This is a genomic window from Pseudomonas sp. IT-93MI4 (assembly GCF_949767635.1).
Classification (GTDB): Bacteria; Pseudomonadota; Gammaproteobacteria; order Pseudomonadales; family Pseudomonadaceae; genus Aquipseudomonas; species Aquipseudomonas putida_A.
The window spans coordinates 1-17468 of record NZ_CATKPP010000056.1; the positions used below are offsets into that span (position 1 = coordinate 1).

General features: G+C 60.3%; 22 protein-coding genes. All 22 read left to right on the forward strand.

Annotation, left to right across the window (positions count from 1 at the left end):
* Positions 1-38: 38 nt before the first annotated feature.
* The 22 genes from ACM6I7_RS22705 (at position 39) to ACM6I7_RS22810 (ending at position 17437) form a co-directional block, all read left to right on the forward strand.
* Positions 39-623: a hypothetical protein gene (locus ACM6I7_RS22705; protein WP_414889424.1), complete on the forward strand. Its 585-nt coding sequence runs from the start codon at positions 39-41 to the stop codon at positions 621-623.
* Positions 620-799 (forward strand): DUF2635 domain-containing protein, encoded by a 180-nt coding sequence (locus tag ACM6I7_RS22710; protein WP_027611066.1) that lies wholly within the window; start codon positions 620-622, stop codon positions 797-799. Before ACM6I7_RS22705 ends, ACM6I7_RS22710 begins: the two co-directional genes overlap by 4 nt.
* Positions 799-2295, forward strand: coding sequence for a phage tail sheath subtilisin-like domain-containing protein (locus ACM6I7_RS22715; RefSeq protein ID WP_414889330.1), 1497 nt, complete (start codon positions 799-801; stop codon positions 2293-2295). The genes ACM6I7_RS22710 and ACM6I7_RS22715 overlap by 1 nt, the downstream gene beginning before the upstream one ends.
* 67 nt (positions 2296-2362) lie before the next feature.
* Entirely contained in the window at positions 2363-2710 is a 348-nt protein-coding gene (locus ACM6I7_RS22720; RefSeq protein ID WP_007964335.1) for a phage tail tube protein, read from the forward strand.
* Positions 2707-3003, forward strand: coding sequence for a phage tail assembly protein (locus ACM6I7_RS22725; protein WP_003222226.1), 297 nt, complete (start codon positions 2707-2709; stop codon positions 3001-3003). The genes ACM6I7_RS22720 and ACM6I7_RS22725 overlap by 4 nt, the downstream gene beginning before the upstream one ends.
* Positions 3004-3133: 130 nt before the next feature.
* Positions 3134-5131, forward strand: a complete 1998-nt coding sequence (locus ACM6I7_RS22730; RefSeq protein WP_414889331.1) for a hypothetical protein — start codon at positions 3134-3136, stop codon at positions 5129-5131.
* Entirely contained in the window at positions 5118-6353 is a 1236-nt protein-coding gene (locus ACM6I7_RS22735; RefSeq protein ID WP_097086489.1) for a DNA circularization protein, read from the forward strand. The genes ACM6I7_RS22730 and ACM6I7_RS22735 overlap by 14 nt, the downstream gene beginning before the upstream one ends.
* Before the next feature lie 3 nt (positions 6354-6356).
* On the forward strand, positions 6357-7400 hold the full coding sequence (locus ACM6I7_RS22740; RefSeq protein WP_414889332.1) for a phage baseplate assembly protein: 1044 nt from the start codon (positions 6357-6359) through the stop codon (positions 7398-7400).
* Positions 7401-7541: 141 nt separating this feature from the next.
* Positions 7542-8051: a phage baseplate assembly protein V gene (locus ACM6I7_RS22745; protein ID WP_210558051.1), complete on the forward strand. Its 510-nt coding sequence runs from the start codon at positions 7542-7544 to the stop codon at positions 8049-8051.
* On the forward strand, positions 8051-8449 hold the full coding sequence (locus ACM6I7_RS22750; RefSeq protein WP_414889333.1) for a phage GP46 family protein: 399 nt from the start codon (positions 8051-8053) through the stop codon (positions 8447-8449). The genes ACM6I7_RS22745 and ACM6I7_RS22750 overlap by 1 nt, the downstream gene beginning before the upstream one ends.
* A complete protein-coding gene (locus ACM6I7_RS22755; RefSeq protein ID WP_135295076.1) occupies positions 8439-9485 on the forward strand; it encodes a baseplate J/gp47 family protein in 1047 nt (348 codons plus the stop codon). The genes ACM6I7_RS22750 and ACM6I7_RS22755 overlap by 11 nt, the downstream gene beginning before the upstream one ends.
* A complete protein-coding gene (locus tag ACM6I7_RS22760) occupies positions 9473-10072 on the forward strand; it encodes a YmfQ family protein (protein ID WP_003222238.1) in 600 nt (199 codons plus the stop codon). The genes ACM6I7_RS22755 and ACM6I7_RS22760 overlap by 13 nt, the downstream gene beginning before the upstream one ends.
* A gap of 14 nt (positions 10073-10086) precedes the next feature.
* Positions 10087-11238 carry a phage tail protein gene (locus tag ACM6I7_RS22765; RefSeq protein ID WP_346651744.1) on the forward strand — a complete coding sequence of 384 codons (1152 nt, stop codon included), beginning with the start codon at positions 10087-10089 and terminating at the stop codon, positions 11236-11238.
* Entirely contained in the window at positions 11235-11750 is a 516-nt protein-coding gene (locus tag ACM6I7_RS22770) for a phage tail protein (RefSeq protein ID WP_183781439.1), read from the forward strand. Before ACM6I7_RS22765 ends, ACM6I7_RS22770 begins: the two co-directional genes overlap by 4 nt.
* 137 nt (positions 11751-11887) lie before the next feature.
* On the forward strand, positions 11888-12967 hold the full coding sequence (locus ACM6I7_RS22775; protein ID WP_183781442.1) for a tail fiber protein: 1080 nt from the start codon (positions 11888-11890) through the stop codon (positions 12965-12967).
* A 7-nt stretch (positions 12968-12974) separates the two neighbouring features.
* A complete protein-coding gene (locus tag ACM6I7_RS22780; protein ID WP_414889334.1) occupies positions 12975-13541 on the forward strand; it encodes a tail fiber assembly protein in 567 nt (188 codons plus the stop codon).
* Between the two features lie 22 nt (positions 13542-13563).
* Complete coding sequence (locus tag ACM6I7_RS22785) at positions 13564-14460, forward strand: phage tail protein (RefSeq protein ID WP_103367823.1); 897 nt, start codon at positions 13564-13566, stop codon at positions 14458-14460.
* Entirely contained in the window at positions 14461-14907 is a 447-nt protein-coding gene (locus ACM6I7_RS22790) for a phage tail assembly chaperone (RefSeq protein WP_097086504.1), read from the forward strand. It abuts the gene before it with no gap.
* Between the two features lie 18 nt (positions 14908-14925).
* Positions 14926-16086, forward strand: a complete 1161-nt coding sequence (locus ACM6I7_RS22795) for a hypothetical protein (RefSeq protein WP_346651740.1) — start codon at positions 14926-14928, stop codon at positions 16084-16086.
* A complete protein-coding gene (locus tag ACM6I7_RS22800; RefSeq protein ID WP_414889335.1) occupies positions 16086-16340 on the forward strand; it encodes a hypothetical protein in 255 nt (84 codons plus the stop codon). Before ACM6I7_RS22795 ends, ACM6I7_RS22800 begins: the two co-directional genes overlap by 1 nt.
* A 33-nt stretch (positions 16341-16373) precedes the next feature.
* Entirely contained in the window at positions 16374-16940 is a 567-nt protein-coding gene (locus ACM6I7_RS22805; protein ID WP_095138409.1) for a glycoside hydrolase family 19 protein, read from the forward strand.
* The gene (locus tag ACM6I7_RS22810; protein WP_414889336.1) at positions 16919-17437 is read left to right on the forward strand and encodes a lysis system i-spanin subunit Rz; all 519 of its coding nucleotides are present in this window, start codon (positions 16919-16921) and stop codon (positions 17435-17437) included. Before ACM6I7_RS22805 ends, ACM6I7_RS22810 begins: the two co-directional genes overlap by 22 nt.
* Positions 17438-17468: the final 31 nt, after the last annotated feature.

Sequence of the window (17468 nt, forward strand, 5' to 3'; positions counted from 1 at the left end):
GGTCCTGCGGTAACTCCCCCACACTCTGGAACACCACCATGAAGATCACCCCGATCCTCACGCAGCTGCGTGGGCAATGCCCAAGCCTTGCCGATCACATTGCGGTGGGTGTCGATCTGGCGTTGCTGCAAGGCAACGCTGATCTGCCGACACCCTCGGCTCATGTTCTGCCCCTGGCGGATCTCGCCAGCACCAGCACCGAACAAAACCTCACCGCGCAACCGATCCGCGACCGCTTCGAAATCATCCTGGCGCTTGACGCTACGGACGGCACAAAAGCGCTGGATCTGTTGCACGACCTGCGCGCCGAACTGTGGCGCGCGCTGGTGGGATTCAAACCGGGCAATGACTACAGCGCCATCGTCTACGACGGCGGCGAGATGGTCTCGATCAACAGCAGCCGGGCCTTCTATCGGCTGCGCTTTTTTACCGAGTTCCAGCTCGGCCGCAATCTGCCGAGTCAGCCTGCGGAGAGTTGGCACGAACGTGAACTGGACGGTTTGTCGTCCTTTACCGGGGTCACCGTGCGGGTCGATGCGATCGACCCGGCCGACCCCAATCTGAAACACCCGGGCCCTGACGGGCGCGTGGAACTGACTTTCTCTGGAGACGTAACCCCATGAGCAATCGCATCACCGTACTGCCGGCCGCTGGCCGTGCCGTGCCTGACCCGGAAGCGGGCGATCTGCTGCCCAAAGAAGGCCGTGAAGTGCTGGACAGCGCCTGGTGGCGCCGACGTCTGGCCGACGGCGATATCACTCTCAAAACCGTAAAAGTCAAAGCACAGGGAGCCAAATAATGGCGATCGGATTCAGCAACATCCCTGCGGACATTCGTGTACCGCTGTTCTATGCCGAAATGGACAACTCGGCCGCCAATAGCGCGACTTCGGCCATGCGCCGTCTGATCGTCGCTCAGGTCAACGACAACATCGCTCCGACTGAAGTCGGCAAACTGGTGCTGGTCTCCAGCGTCGCGCTGGCAAAAAGCATCGGCGGTCAGGGCTCGATGCTCGCCTCGATGTACGAGACCTTCCGCAAGGCCGACCCGATCGGCGAGATCTGGTGCCTGCCGCTGCACAACACTGAAGGCGCCATCGCCAAAGGCGTGCTGACCCTGACTGGCACTGCGACTCAGGCTGGCGTGCTCAACCTGTACGTCGCTGGTGTGCGGGTGCAGGCCACCGTGGTCAACGGTGCCACCGCTGCTCAGGCGGCCACCGCACTGGCACAGAAAATCAACGCCACCGCCGATCTGCCGGTCAGCGCTGCGGCTGCCGAAGGTGTGGTCACCCTGACCGCCAAATGGACCGGCGACAGCGCTAACGACATCAGCCTGCAGTTCAATCGTCTGGGCAAGAGCAACGGCGAAGAAACCCCGGCTGGCCTGACCACCGCAGTCACCGCCATGACTGGCGGCGCCGGTGTGCCGGACCAGGTCGCAGCCGTGGCTGCACTGGGTGACGAGCCGTTCGAGTTCATCGCTCTGCCGTGGTCGGATCTGTCGACCCTCAATACCTGGCAAGCAGTGATGGATGACAGCACCGGTCGCTGGTCCTGGGCCAAGCAACTGTTCGGTCACGTCTACAGCGCCAAGCGCGGTACCGTCGGCACCCTGGTTGCTGCTGGCCAGGCACGTAACGATCAGCACATGACCATCCAGGCGCTGGAGCCGGGCGTACCGCAACCGTTCTGGGTACAAGCTGCCGCACTGGCTGCGCGCACCGCGGTGTTCATCTCCGCCGACGCCAGCCGTCCGACCCAAAGCGGCAGCCTGCCGGGTGTTGATCCGGCGCCGGCCAGCGAGCGATTCACCCTGACCGAGCGTCAGTCGCTGCTCAACTACGGCATTGCCACCGCGTACTACGAAGGCGGTTACGTTCGCATTCAGCGTTCGATCACCACCTACCAGAAGAACGCTTACGGTCAGGCCGACAACTCCTACCTGGACAGCGAAACCATGCACCAGTCGGCGTTCATCGTGCGTCGTCTGCAAAGCGTGATCACCAGCAAGTACGGCCGGCACAAACTGGCTTCCGACGGCACCCGTTTCGGCGCCGGCCAGCCGATCGTCACTCCGGCGACCATTCGCGGCGAGCTGATCGCGCAGTACGCCAAGCTGGAACTGGAAGGCCACGTGGAGAACGCCGAACTGTTCGCCGAGCACCTGATCGTCGAGCGCGACGTGCAGGACCCGAGCCGCGTGAACGTGCTGTTCCCGCCGGATTACATCAACGGTCTGCGCGTGTTCGCACTGCTCAACCAATTCCGTCTGCAATACGACGACGCGGCCTGATCGCCGCGTTTGGCCGTAAGCATTCAGCCCACTCCGGTGGGCTTTTTTATTTGAAGGGAGTAACACCATGGGTCAAGTGATTGCAGGCACCTGCTACGTCAAAGTCGACGGTGCACAACTGACTATCAACGGCGGCTGCGAAGCCCCGCTGATGGCCGTCAAACGCGAAACCGTCGTACCGGGTTTCTACAAGGAAACCGACGTCGCGCCGTCGTTCAAAGTGACCGCGCTGCACACCGCCGACTTCCCGCTGAAGAAGCTGATCGAAGGCACCGACATCACCGTCACCTGCGAATTCAGCAACGGCAAGGTCTACGTGCTGGCCGGTGCCTACCTGGTCGAAGAGCCGGTTTCCAAGGGCGATGACGCCACCATCGAACTGAAATTCGAAGGCATCAAGGGGACCTGGCAATGAGCGGCGCCGTGAAGCTTCAGGTTGCGATCGAAGCTCACGGCGAGCCCCTGACCGAACTCGTCCTGCGCCGTCCGACGGTGCAGGAAGTGCGAGCGATCAAGGCGCTGCCGTACAAGATCGACAAAAGCGAAGAAGTCAGCCTCGACATGGACGTGGCGGCCAAATACATCGCCGTGTGCGCCGGTATTCCACCGTCGTCGGTCAACCAGCTCGATCTGGCTGACCTCAACGCGCTGAGCTGGGCCGTTGCGAGTTTTTTCATGAGTGCGGCGTCGGAGCCATCACCGACCTGATCGCAGTCGCCTATGACCTGGCCTGGTTCTGGAAGGTTGACCCCGAACAGATGATGGCCAGGCCACTGGATGTGCTCCGCGAATCGCTGGAGCACGCGCAACGGATCAATGCGATGCAGCAGGTGCAGTGATGGCGAATACAAATTTGAGCCTGATCCCGCAGAACTTTCCCGTCACGGTCAACATGCTCGTGGTGCTCAAGGGCGCCGAGAAAATGGAGACCGAGATGAAGGGGCTGCGCGGCAAGGTCGCAGCATTCAAGAAAAGCATGGAAGACAGCGGCCTCGAGCCGCTGGACGTGGCCGGCTTCATTGCTGAAGGTGGTTTGCTCAAGCCGTTTCAGGACGGCATCAAAAAAGCCATCGAAGCGCAGGATGCGTTGGCGAAGAAAGCCAGGGCACTCAAGGGCCTTAAAGTTCCGAAGGTGGTCCAGGGCGAAACCTCGGCCAACCTGGAAAAATTCAACAAGGCGCTGGATAACATCTCGCTGAAAATCGGTCAGGCGTTGTTGCCGGCGGTTAACGGCATCGTCACGGCGCTGACACCGGTGATGACTTCGATTGGCCAGTTTGTCGCCAACAATCCGTATCTGGTCGAAGGGCTGGCGGCCGCTGCCGTAGCGTTTACGGTGGTCACGGTCGGTGCGATGGGGCTGGTCGCGGTGCTGGGGATTCTGACCTCGCCCATCGGGCTGATTGCGGCAGCTATCGCGGCAGCGGTGGCCATCATCGTGATTGGCGCACGGTTGATTACCAATAACTGGGCGTCGATTTCCGGATTCTTCGGCAGGATGTGGGACTACGTTTCGACGAAATTCAACGCTGGAGTTGCGGCGACCACGCAGGCAATCGAATCGATGGGCGCATTGATCAGCAAAACGTGGGGGGAGATCAGCGCGGAATTTTTTGCCGGCGTCGACAGCGTCGTCAATATTTACAACGGCTTGGTATCGAAAGCGCAGGCAGGCACTGACAAGCTCGTGGCGGCTTTCGACTTCTCGCCGAGTGAGCTGTGGAACAAGGCGTTGGCGAAAGCCAGCAGCGTTGTCAGTGATTTCTTCGCCAGCACCATGGCGGATGCACAAGCAGGGATCGACAAGCTCAGGGCGAAGTTCGATTTCTCGCCGCGTGAGGTGTGGAACAAGGCGTTGGCGAAGGCCAGTAGCGTTGTCAGTGATTTCTTCGCTGGCACCATGGCGGATGCGCAAGCGGGTATCGACAGGCTCAGGGCGAAATTCGATTTCTCGCCGAGTGAAGTGATGAGCAAGGCTTTTGCAACCGCGAGCAATGTCGTCAGTGATTTCTTCGCTGGCGCACAGGCCAAAGCTGCTGCCGGTGTGGACGCGCTCAAGGCGAAGTTCAGTTGGTCGCCAGTGCAGACGATTACTGAAGCCTGGGGTTCGCTGAACAATGTGTTTGGCAATCTTGTTGGCGGTGTTGCCGATAACGCCGCAGCGCAGTGGGAGCAGGTCAAATCGATCTTCACGCAATCGCCGGTAGCGATGATTGAATCGGCTTGGCAACCCGTGGCGCCGGTTTTTTCCGCGCTGTGGGACGTACTCAGGGCTGGAGCCCAGCCGTTGAAAGACGAGTTTCAAAACCTGTTTGGCAGCGCGCCTGTGGAAGCGGTCATGGCGAAGTGGAGTGGCGTGAGCGCGTACTTCTCCGGTCTGTGGGCATCGTTGACCACGGATGCACAAGTGGTGAAGAGCATCTTCGGCGATCTGTTCAGCCAGTCGCCGCTGGAGTCGATCCAGCAGAAATGGCAGCCGGTACTGACCTGGTTCAGCGACATGTGGAAAAACCTGCAAGGGATTTTCGGGCAGCTTAAAGAACTGTTCGGTGGCAATTTCTCCGGTGTCTTTGCAACCCTCACCGGTACCGCCCCGGCAGCGCCTGCCGGTGCCCCGAAGTTAAGCAGTTCGCTGCCACAAACCTCCAGCGCCCTGATCCAGCAAAGCGCGGCCAACAACCGTACGCAACTCGAAGGCGGCCTGACCGTGCGCTTCGAAAATGCACCGGCGGGGCTGCGCACCGATCAACCACAAACCAATCAACCGGGCCTGGCGCTGTCTTCGCGCATCGGCTATCGCTCGCTGTCGGCAGGAGGTTCCAATGAACTGGCGTGACCGCTTGTTGCCGGCATCGTTTCGCGGTGTCGGATTCTGGATCGATCAGGCGAAAACTCCGGTCGGTCGCAAAGGTCAGTTGCACGAATACCCGCAACGCGACCTGCCGTATTTCGAGGATCTCGGCCAGCAGGCCAAGACCCACGACATCACGGCGTTCATCATCGGCGCCGATTGCCTGGAGCAGCGCGACAAGCTGCTCAAGGCCTTGGAGGCGGGCAGTGGTGAACTGGTGCATCCGTGGCTCGGACGCCTGCAAGTCAAGGTCGGCGAATGCGACATGACCCACACCCGCCAGGACGGCGGGCTGGTGACATTCAGTCTGAAGTTCTATCCCGACCGGCCGTTGCCGTTTCCGACCGCCACGGTCAGTACGCAAAAAGTTCTGTTGGCCAAGGCTGACACACTGTTGGGTTCGGCGGTGGCGCGCTTCGAGCAGGCGATGACGTTGATCAAGGCTGCGCGGATCGGCATCGCCAATCTGCGCAACAGCCTGACCGGCGTGTATGAGGTGATCAAAGAGCAGCTCAAACCGCTGATCGAGCAGTATCGGCAGATCACCGAACTGGTCAAAGCGGTCAAGGAGTTGCCCAAGGAAGTGGCGGCGGAGTTCAAGGGCTTGCTCGGCGATATCAAGGAGCTCAAGGAATTCGCGAAGGAGGGCTACCGTGGCGTGATTGCCGACGTGTCCCAACAACTCGAAGCCATCCGCAAGGCCGATGCGCCGAAGATCACCACCGGCAAGGACACCAACGCGGCGGCACAAGCCATGGCCGATCTGGTGCAGGACACCATGCTGGTGAAAGTGGCGCAGTGGGTAGCGTCGATGCCGGTGGCGACTCCGGCGGTGAAGCTGTCGTCGACACCTTCGGTGGCGCATCAGGCGGATCAACCGGTGACTCGTCAGGAAGTGCCGGTGACCGAAGAAATGAAAGCACTGCAGAAGGCGGTCGGGGTGGCAATTGACCCGATGCTGGACAAGGCCGATCCCAAACATCACCAGGCAATTAACGATGTGAAGGAAGCGCTGATTGCGCATCTCAAGGCAGTGGCGTCATCCGGTGTGCGCCAGGTCACCAAATCGTTTCAGGAAAGCCTGCCGGCGCTGGTGGTGGCCTACAAGCAATTTGCCGATGCCACACGGGTGACTCAAGTGACGCAGAGCAACGCGATGAACCATCCGGGCTTTTCTCCCAACGACGTAAAAGTGTCCAGGGAGTGAGCCATGAGCGAGATGGATAACCATGTCACGCTGACCGTCAACAACATGGAATACGGCGGCTGGAAAAGCGTGGAAATCACCGCCGATCTTGAGCGCCAGTTTCGCACCTTCAAACTCGACATCACCTGGCAGTGGCCGGGGCAGACGGTGGATCAACGGATTAAACCGGGTGACCCGTGCGAAGTGAAAATTGGCCAGGACCTGGTGCTCACTGGCTACGTGTTCAAGGCCCCGATCAGTTACGACGGACGCCAGATCAGCCTGAGCATCGAGGGTAGCTCCAAGACTCAGGATCTGGTCGATTGCGCAGCCACCAACCGGCCGAACCAATGGCAGGAGCAACCGCTGCTGAGCATCGTCCAGGCTCTGGCGGCGGAATACTCGCTGTACGTGGTCAACGAAATTCCCGAGACCGCGCGGCTCGCCAAACACACCATCGTGCCGGGCGAAACGGTGTTCCAGTCGATCGACCGATTGCTCTCGCTGTTCCGGGTGTTTTCCACCGATGACGAGCAGGGCCGGCTGGTGCTGGCCAAGCCCGGTAGTGGTGGTCGGGCCAGTGACGCGCTGGAGTTGGGCAAGAACATTCTGTCGGCGAACGCGCCGATGGATCAGAGCCAGGTGTTTTCTGAATACCGAGTGATCGGTCAGCAGAAAGGCTCGGACAAGAAGAGCGGGGCGGCCGTCAGCGAGGTTCAATCCAGCGCGGCTGATCTGAGCTTCAAGCGCCGCCGCACCACGATCATCAACGAGGGCACCGCGCTGACGTTCGAGTTGGCCCAGCAACGCGCCCAATGGGAAAGCGCCACCCGCATGGGCCGGGCGCAGACCACCACCTATCAGGTGCAGGGCTGGCGTCAGTCCAATGGCGATCTGTGGCGTCACAATACGCTGGTGAAGGTCACGGATCCGGTGCTCGGCTTTGACGGCGACATGCTGATCTCCAAAGTCACGTATTCGCTCTCGGCGCAGGGCTCGGTGACCACGCTGCAAGTGGCGCCACCGCATACCTTCGATCCCGACCCCATCCCCCCGAAAAAATCTTAGGCCTGACACCGCCCCTGTAGGAGTGAGCCTGCTCGCGATAGCGGTAGACCGGCCACTGAAAGGTCGACTGCACTGACGCCATCGCGAGCAGGCTCACTCCTACAGTTGACCGCGTCGTGCCCATCTTTTGAAGGACAATTCATGAGCCTACTGACACGCCTGCTGGCGCGCGGCACTGTCGTGCTCGCCCATTCGGCATCCAAGCTGCAATCGCTGCAAATGCGCCTCACCGCCGGTGAAGTGAACGACGACCTGGAGCATTTCGAACCCTACGGTTTCACCAGCAACCCGCTGGCCGGCGCCGAAGGCATCGTCACGTTTCTCGGCGGTGACCGGTCTCACGCCATCGCCCTGGTGGTCGCCGACCGCCGCTATCGCTTGCAGTCACTGGCCTCTGGCGAAGTGGCGATCTACACCGACGAGGGCGACAAAATTCACTTCAAGCGCGGGCGGATCATCGACATCGAAACCGCCACCCTGAACATCCGCGCCAGCAGCGCGGTGAACTTCGACACGCCGGTGATCAACCAGACCGGCAAGATCGTTTCCACCGGCGACCAACTCGCTGGCGGCATCAGCCAGATCAAACACGTGCACGTCGGCGTGCAGGCCGGCAGCGGCCAGACCGGTGCGCCGGCAGGAGGCAAATAATGCTTGTCAGCCAGAACCTCCACGCCGCACTGACCCGCGCCGTGCTCATCAGCCTGTTCACCTGGCGCCGCGCCGCCGATGACGACGCCCTCGACGACGAGGAGCGCTTCGGCTGGTGGGGCGACAGCTTTCCCACCGTCGCCGACGATCGCATCGGTTCGCGGCTGTGGCTGTTGCGTCGGGTCAAGCTGACCCGACAGACCCAGATGGACGCCGAGTTCTATGCCCGCGAAGCCTTGCAATGGCTGATGGACGACGGCCACTGCAGCGCCATCGACATCATCAGCGAACGCCTCGACGCCCAGCGCCTGAGCCTGCGCACGGTCCTGACCCTGGCCGATGGCGAACGTCTGGACATCAACCCCGATAACAGTTGGCAGGTGATCTATGCCGTTTGAAACCCCTTCGCTGCCGGTGCTGATCAAGCGCACCCAAAGCGACCTGGCCGGCGATTCGCTGCGCCAGTCCGATGCGCAAGTGCTGGCCCGCACACTTGGTGGCGCGGCTTATGGTCTGTACGGTTATCTCGACTGGATTGCCGAGCAGATCCTGCCGGACAAAGCCGACGAATCGACCCTGGAACGCATCGCCGCGCTGCGCCTGAACCAGCCACGCAAACCGGCGCAAGTCGCCACCGGCAGCGTCAGTTTTACCGCGACCGCCGGTGCGGTGCTGGATGTCGACACGCTGCTGCAAGCGAGCGATGGCCGTACCTATAAAGTCACCACCGCGCGCACCACCGTCAATGGCAGCAACACCACCACGATTGCTGCGCTCGACGCTGGCAGCCTCGGTAATGCCGACGCCGGTCTGGCGCTGAACCCGGTGCAGCCGATCGCCGGTGTAGTCGGCAACAGTTTTGTGGTGCTCGCGCCCGGCCTCAGTGGTGGCGTGGCGCGAGAAAGCCTGGAGTCGTTGCGCTCGCGGGTGATCCGTTCTTATCGGGTCATTCCGCACGGCGGTTCCGCCAGCGACTACGAGACCTGGGCGCTGGAAGTGCCGGGTGTGACGCGGGCCTGGTGCCGTGGCGGCCTGCTCGGGCCAGGCACAGTGACGGTGTTCATCATGCGTGACGAAGACCCGCAACCGGTGCCCAACGATGAGCAATTGGCGGAGGTTCAGGAGTACATCGAGCCGCTGCGCCCGGTGACGGCGGAAGTACACGTGCAGCGGCCGATTCAGGTGCCGGTGGTGTATCGCTTCAAGAGCGTCAACCCGGACACCACTGCTGTGCGCGCCGCCGTTGAAGCGCAACTGCGCGACCTGCACAACCGCGAGGCCGATCTGGGTGTGCCGCTGCTGATCAGCCATATCCGCGAAGCCATCAGCAGCGCTGGCGGTGAGTACGACCACACGCTGACCGCGCCGGCCGCTGACGTGCCTGCCGGGCAAAGCGAACTGCTGACCTTCGGAGGTTGCGTATGGGGGGCATAAGAACCGCCGCGCAATATCAGGCGCAGCTGCGCGCCTTGCTGCCGAGCGGCCCGGCGTGGGACCCGGAACGCGTCCCGGAACTCGAGGAAGTGCTGCAAGGCGTCGCCGTCGAGCTGGCGCGCCTCGACGCCCGCGCCGCCGACCTGCTCAACGAGATGGACCCGGCGGGCGTCAGCGAATTGGTGCCGGACTGGGAACGGGTGATGGAGCTGCCCGACCCGTGCCTGGGCGCCACACCGCTGTTCGACGACCGCCGCCTCGCCGTGCGCCGACGCTTGCTCGCGGTCGGCAGTCAGGCTGTCGGTTACTACCTCGACATCGCCAAAAGCCAGGGCTACCCCAACGCCAGCATCACCGAACACGAAGCCCCGCGCATGGGCCGCGCGCGTTTCGGCGCGGCACACTGGGGCACCTGGGAAGCGCAATTCATGTGGACCCTCAACACCGGCGGCCGCCTGCTGCTTGGTCGCCGCTATGGCGCGAGTTACTGGGGCGAGCGCTTCGGCGTCAACCCGGGCTCGGCGCTGGAGTGCCTGATCCACCGCAGTGCGCCGGCGCATACCAAAGTGCACATCAATTATGACTAGGGAGGAATGACGGGATGGATTATCCGAAAAGTGTGCCTAGCGCCGGTCTGGTGAATGGCAAGTTTATTGATGAAAACCCGCTGACGGGGACACCGGGATCGCTGATCCCAGCTGACTGGGGTAACGGAGTCACGCAGGAGATTCTCAACGTGATCAAGGCCGGGGATCTGACCCCGGACGAGAAGAAATACGATCAGTTGTTGCAAGCGATTCAGAACGTTTCGGCCAAGGGCTGGAATCTGGATTCGGCGTTGCCGATCGGGTCGTTGCCGACCGCGACGGTGGCGACGCCGGACGGTCGTCTGGCGATCACTCCGGCAGCGGTTGCCACCAGTGGCGGACGGATCTCGATTCCGGCGGGTGTGCTGATCAGCCTCGGTCAGGAAGTGCTGACTGGTCAGTTGGCTCGTCCGCGCACATTTACGACACAAGCCTGGAGCAGTGTTGATCTGTTGCCTAACTCTAATTACTTTTTGCGTGCGCAAGTGGTTGCCGGCGTGCTGACCTTTTACACGCAGCGCGGCATCATCTATGACGCTACGCCCGAAGGCTTGAAGGGCACGATCAATGGTGCGGCGGGAGGCGGTTTTCAGTCGACGCCGCTGGATATTTGTCTGGCATGGGTGGTGACAGCAGGCCCTGGCTCGGTGCCGATTGTCCGACCGATTTATAACCGCGGTCGTTTGTCGTGGACGCAAACAATCAGCGGTAATGGCGTGGTGTACCTGCCACTTGACCCGCATGCCCGTGCCGCGCGGCTGGTGGTGGGCAATGCGACGCCGCATCCGACGCTCGTCACAGCCGTGAATTTTGCTACACCCGGATGGCTGGGTGCCAACTACTGTTTTCTCAATCCAAAGGCTGCCGCGTCGAGCAATTGGGATGGTTGGGCCATTGCGGGTGAGACGGTACGGGTTATTACCAACAACGAGGTGAGTGACACAACCGTGTCGACACTGACCGCCAGCTTCGACCACAGCATGTTGCGTTCCTTGTGGCAGACCTATCAAGCCGAACACGCTTTTGGTGCCGATAACGGTTCAAGTGACGAATTGCTGTTCAGCATGGGCATCAAAAATCTCCTCCCAAGCGACTACGCCAACGGTGTTGCGATCAATTTTTCAGCGGCGGTGAATATCAATCTTTCCTGGGAGCTGATCCGATGATCATCATTCAAGAGCTGCATCAGTTCGAGGAAGGCTTGCGCCCGGCCCAGCCGTCCAGTGCCCATGATTGGGATGGAGAAAAATGGCAGCTGAATCCGTCCAGAGTTGCCGAGCTGGAACTTCAGGTAGCCGAACAGCTGTGTTCCAAGGTCGACGCGGCCGCCGACAGTGCCCGCACCGTTTTGGCCGGCGACCCGCTCAAAGCCATGGAGTACGCCCAGGCTGCTGCCGACGCTCAGGTTTATCAAGACGCCGGCTATCCGAAAAAAGAGGTGCCATTGTCGGTCGCTGCGTGGGTAGTCAAAGGTCGAACTGCCAAACAGGCAGCCGAGCAGATCCTGAGCAAGGCCGACCAACTCACCGATCATCTGCTGACCCTGCGCACCTTGCGCCTGAAGGCCAAAAGCCAGATCCGCGCGCATGCGGCCAAAGGCAATCTCGATCTGGCGCGAAGTGCGAGCGATGACGCGTTGGCGGCGATTCGCGAACTGCTCAGCAGCCAGAATCTCTAGTCGTAACGCTTTCGTTCTGCTTCACCCAAGCCCACTTCACCGTGGGCTTTTTATTTTCAGAAAACAGACCGCCGCTGGCTCGTACTCGCGATCGCCACGACGCGGTTCATTTGTTATTTCAGAGGAACGAGAAACCTATGGATTATCCAAAAAGCGTCCCCAGCGTTGGCCTGGTCGATGGCCGCTTCGTAGATGAAAACCCGGTCGCCGGCACACCGGGGTCGTTGATTCCGGCGGTGTGGGGCAACAGCGTGACTCAGGAGATCCTGAGTGTGATTTACGGTGGCGGGTTGGTGCCGTCCGAGGCGGATACCGGGCAGCTGTTCAAGGCAATTCAGTCGATTATCGGCAAGGCCAGCCCCATGCGTTCGTCCATCACACGGGTCAACTCATCCCGGTTGTTGACCAGCGAAGAGCTAGGCCTGGTCCTCATTGATGCCGGTGCTGGCGCACTCAGTGTCAGCCTGCCGTCAGCCAATGCGGGTCTGGGGGTGCGAGACGTTATTGTCCGGCGGCTGGATAACAGCGGTAGTCGTCTGGTTGTTCAAGTTTCAAGTGGTGACTCAATCAAATTCCATACCCACCTGAACACCTCGGGGTATCCATTTCTGGTGTTGATGGGCGCAGGTGACTGGTGGCATCTGCGCAGTGATGGCGCGGGTAACTGGTGGCCGGTCGGTCGTTTCGACGGCTCTTCACTGGGGCACATTGTCTTTGAAACTGCGCTGGCAGTATTACCGGGTGGCTATGCCGCTTTGAACGGTTCGTTACTCAGTCGCGCAGAGTGGCCGTGGCTTTGGGATCACGCGCAACAGTCCGGAATGCTGCGTTCCGAAGCTGATCGTGGTGGTGCGTGGACGCCTGGAGATGGTGCCACGAACTTCCGTTTACCAGAGGCTCGCGGTGAATTTTTACGGGTACTCGCTGAAGGCGGATTGATCGACCCGGGACGTGCACCTGGCTCTTGGCAAAAAGGCTCTTTAGTTCAGGGCGACAATGGAATGGGCGACAACATTTTGTTCGCAACACATATCAACTCCCAAAAACCTCAGTTGGGCTTTGATATGGGTAACTACACCGATTACGTGGGCTCCACTGTTAAATACATCACACCTGCAGCGCCGGTTACGCCAATCTCGGACGCTGATTTGCTGAACCATGGCGGTATCACGCGCCCTCGAAATATTGCCTATCCGGGTCGGATCAAACTTATCTGAGGTGCCCATGTTTAATTATCTGATTGATCACTTGGGCTGTTTGACAGGCCCTGTCGAGTTCGATGTCACACCGGGTCTTGGTGTTCAACTGCCGAGTAATGCGATTCAACTTTCTTTCCAGTTGCCGGCGCCTGAGAGCGGCCGAGTGTGGACCTTGGTTAACAGTGTTCCCCGTGAGTTGATAGACCGCCGTGGCATGGTTTATTGCAAGGACGGCGGCGCGCAACAGATCTGGACCGAGCTGGGTGAGTTGCCTGAAACCCTGACCGCGCAACCATGGCCAGGTGAATTCCACATCTGGCGCGACAACGCCTGGGTGCTGGATGAGCAGGCTCGTTTGGCGAGCGTCAGACAACAATGCCTCGACCAGCGCGACGCACTGCTGCGCGACGCCGTCCTGCGCATCGCGCCGCTGCAATACGCCGAAGACATCGGCGATGCCAGCCATGACGAACAACTGCTGCTGATCGAGTGGAAGCTTTACAGCGTAGAGCTGAACCGCATCGAAAAACAGGCGGGTTTTCCCGATGAAATCACCTGGCCGGTTGCGCCCGGATCAGCAGTAAACACCTGATTCACACACAAGGAGAAGTACCGTGGACTACCCAAACAGTGTCCCGAGTGCCGGCTTGGTCAACGGCCGGTTTGTCGATGAAGACCCGCTGACCGGCAAGCCGGGCTCGTTGATTCCGGCGAAATGGGGCAACAGCGTTACCCAAGAGTTGTTGAACGTCATCAATGCTGGCGGCACCGCTCCGACGGAAGCGAAAGATGATCAGGTGTTAACCGCATTGCGCAGCAACAAGTTGTTTTTGACTGCACCGCAGTTCTCCAATGATCAGTCGATGGCGACCACCGAGTTTGTTACGCGGGCGGGACTACAGTTCTCCGGTTTTGCTTCTTACGCCGCCAGCACGGTATTGAACGCTGCGAATATTGGCGGTGTCGCGAGTTTCTCCAGTGCCAGTGCGCTGACTGCGACGCTGCCGTCTACCAATGGTGTGGCCCATGCGAGCACCATTCACGTAATCAACGCAGGTACCGGCGTGTTGACCGTTAATCCTTCCGGTAACGATGGGCTTCTCACCTGTAATGGCACATCCGGCCCGCTCAAGTTGGGTATTGGTGACACTGCCTACCTGATCAAACTCACGGGACAGTGGCGCCTCTATGGCGGCTCGGTGAGTGATCGATATGCGTCGGCGCACTCCGGTGTGTACGGCAACATTGGCTACCAGCGTTATGCCAGCGGCAATATCGATCAATGGGGTGTTGGCACGACGGATGCCAATGGCGATGTCAACGTCGTCTTTCCGATCTCTTTCCCTACCGCGTTTTCTTCGATCATCGCCATGCACGTAGGAGGCGATGGAGCGATGGTCGTCATGTACGCGAACTCTGCGTCGAAGCAGGGGTGCCGTCTGAAAGTTCGAAGCTACAGCGGCGAAGTGTCTGCAGGCTGGGGTATCAACTTCTTCGCAAAGGGTTATTAAATGAATCCGTTCAATGTCTTGTTCAGCGCCAGCACCCGTGGGGTTTATGTTCCCGCTATCAACTCATCGGATATTCCGGATGACGTCATTGAAATTCCCCAGACCTATTGGATCTCACTGCTGCAGCAACTGGCGGTGAGTGCAAAAGTGGTCGGTGTGCACGCGGATAACGGTTATCCGACTCTGGTTGATCCACCACCTTATTCGGCAGAAGAAGCGGCAGATGCTGAACGTAGCTGGCGTACAGCACAACTGGCTGCCACCGATGGTCTGGTTGCACGTGATCGTGATGAGCTTGAAGACGGTGGTGGCACGACGCTGACCAGCGAGCAATATGCCGAGCTGCAAACCTATCGCCGCGAATTGCGCGATTGGCCGCAGGGTTCTTTTTTTCCTTTCAGTGAGCATCGGCCTGTAGCGCCGCGTTGGTTGGCAAATGCGGTTTGAGCCGTAGAGGAAACATACATGGATTATCCAAAAAGTGTTCCCAGCGTCGGGCTGGTGAACGGCAAGTTCGTCAATGAAGATGTTGTCGCGGGATTGCCCGGATCGTTGATCCCGGCGACCTGGGGCAACAGCGTCACCGATGAGTTGTTGAACGTCGTCAAATCCGCCGGCCTTGAGCCAAGCGAAGCCGATGCAACCCAATTGTTGCAAGCGGTGCAAAAACTCAGTCAGGCAGGTGAAGACAAACATGCCACTGACATCGGCGCCGCCAATCTATACATGGCCAATTATGTGCCTCCCGTCACCGCATTGAAGGACGGCTTGGCGCTGCGCTTTACCGCCGGTAATGCCAATACCGGAGCGAGTACCTTTGCACCGAACGGGTTGATGCCCAAGCCGCTGGTAAATCTTGCATCGAGTGCATTGCGGCCTGCCGAGATTGTCGGCGGCAGTGTTTGTTCGGTGGTGTACAGCGCGGCGTTGGAAAGTTGGGTGCTGGTGTATGCCGGCGGTGGCAGTGGTGCCAGTGGGCGGTTGTTGAGTGTGAGGACGTTCACCTCGTCTGGCACTTATGTGCCGACGGTGGGGATGAAGAATGTGTTGGTGAAAGTTGTCGGCGGAGGGGGCGGGAGTGCAGGCATTGTTGGGACAACTGCTTCCCAGTATTCGCTTGCAGGTGGAGGGGCCTCTGGTAGTTACGCGGAAGCCTGGCTTTCGGCCGCAACGGTTGGAGCCAGTCAGATCGTCACGGTGGGCGTTGGTGGCGCCGCAGGTTTGATCGCATCCGACGCTGGAACGGGCGGAACCAGCTCCTTGGGATCGTTGGTTTCAGCGCCTGGCGGTGCTGGTTCGACCTCGTTGGGTTACACCAGCTTCCCAGGGACCGGTCTGTATGTTGGTGGGTATCCCGGCCAAGCTGCGAAAGGCGGGAACATCGTCAGCATGGCGGGTTCTGCCGGTTCGACAGGTATTTCCATCAATGCGTCGACCCTGGCCGGACATGGTGCCAACTCGCCCTTGGGCAATGGTGGTGTTGCCAGCAGTGCGCAGGGAGCAATCGCGGCCCCTGGTTCCGGGTTCGGTTCCGGGGCGGGCGGCATTGCCAACGCCCCCAGTCAATCTGGCAGACCGGGGGCTTCCGGTGCCCCCGGTGCAGTGATTATCTATGAGTACGCCTGATGAAAACCTACGCACGCATCGTCAACAACACTGTGGCCGAACTGTTCTCGACTGACGGCAACATGGCCGATATGTTCCATCCGGAACTGCTGTGGGTCGACATCACCGACGTGACACCGACACCGCAAATCGACTGGAACGCCAACTTCGGCACTCTCGGCTGGGTGTTCACGGCCCCCGAGGTCGCGGCCCCGAACAACACCCTGACAACTCTGGCAAAAAAATGGCTGGGGGGCGTTGTCCGCCAACCATGATTCAATCGGAGCTTCCAGGGAGGATCACGCATCATGCAAATAACTGAAGACAACCTTAAAACCATCATGCCCAACGCCCGCAGCCAAGCGGGCGTTTTTGTTTCTGCACTCAACAACGCAATGACTCGCCGCCATATCGACTCGCCCAAACGCATCGCCGCGTTCCTGGCGCAAGTCGGCCATGAGTCGGGGCAACTGCAATACGTGCGCGAACTGGGCAACAACCAGTACCTGAGCAAATATGACACCGGCACGCTGGCGTTACGTCTGGGCAACACGCCCGAGGCCGACGGCGACGGGCAGAAGTACCGCGGTCGCGGGCTGATCCAGATCACCGGGCGCAGCAACTATCGGCAGTGCAGCCTCGGCCTGTTTGGCGACGAGCGCTTGCTGTCCTTGCCGGAATTGCTTGAGCAACCGCAATGGGCAGCGGAATCGGCGGCATGGTTCTGGGAACAGAACGGCCTGAACGATCTGGCCGATCGCGACCAGTTCAACAGCATCACCCGCCGAATCAACGGCGGGTTGAATGGCCTGCAGGATCGGCTCGACATCTGGGCGCGGGCGAGGGCGGTGCTATGTCCGTCGCCTGGCGTTTAACCGGCTTTTTGTTGCTGACCTTGGGAGGCGCTGCGCTGGCCTGGCAGTTTCAGGACTGGCGTTACGGGCGACAACTCGCGGAGCAGGCGCGGTTAAACGCCGACACTCTCAATCAGCTGAATGTGGCCGCAGCCAGCGCGCAGCAGATCGAGCAGGATAAGCGTCTGGCCCTTGAGCAACGCCTCGCGACCAGTGAACAAACCCACTATCGAGCACTCAGTGATGCCCAACGTGATCAGGATCGCCTGCGCGATCGTCTTGCCACTGCTGATCTGCGCCTGTCAGTCCTCATCGACGCCGGCGATGCTGCCCAAGGCTGCGGGGTGCCAGCCACCGCCGGCGCCGGCGGCGTGGATCATGCAGCCGTACGCGCCCGACTTGACCCGGCGCATGCTCAACGAATTATCGCCATCACCGACACCGGCGACCGCGGACTGATTGCCTTGCAGGCCTGTCAGGCCTATGTCAGAGCGCTGGCGCCCGAACATTTTGAATGAGTCTGTGTATTGAAAGCGCAACCGGGTCGTG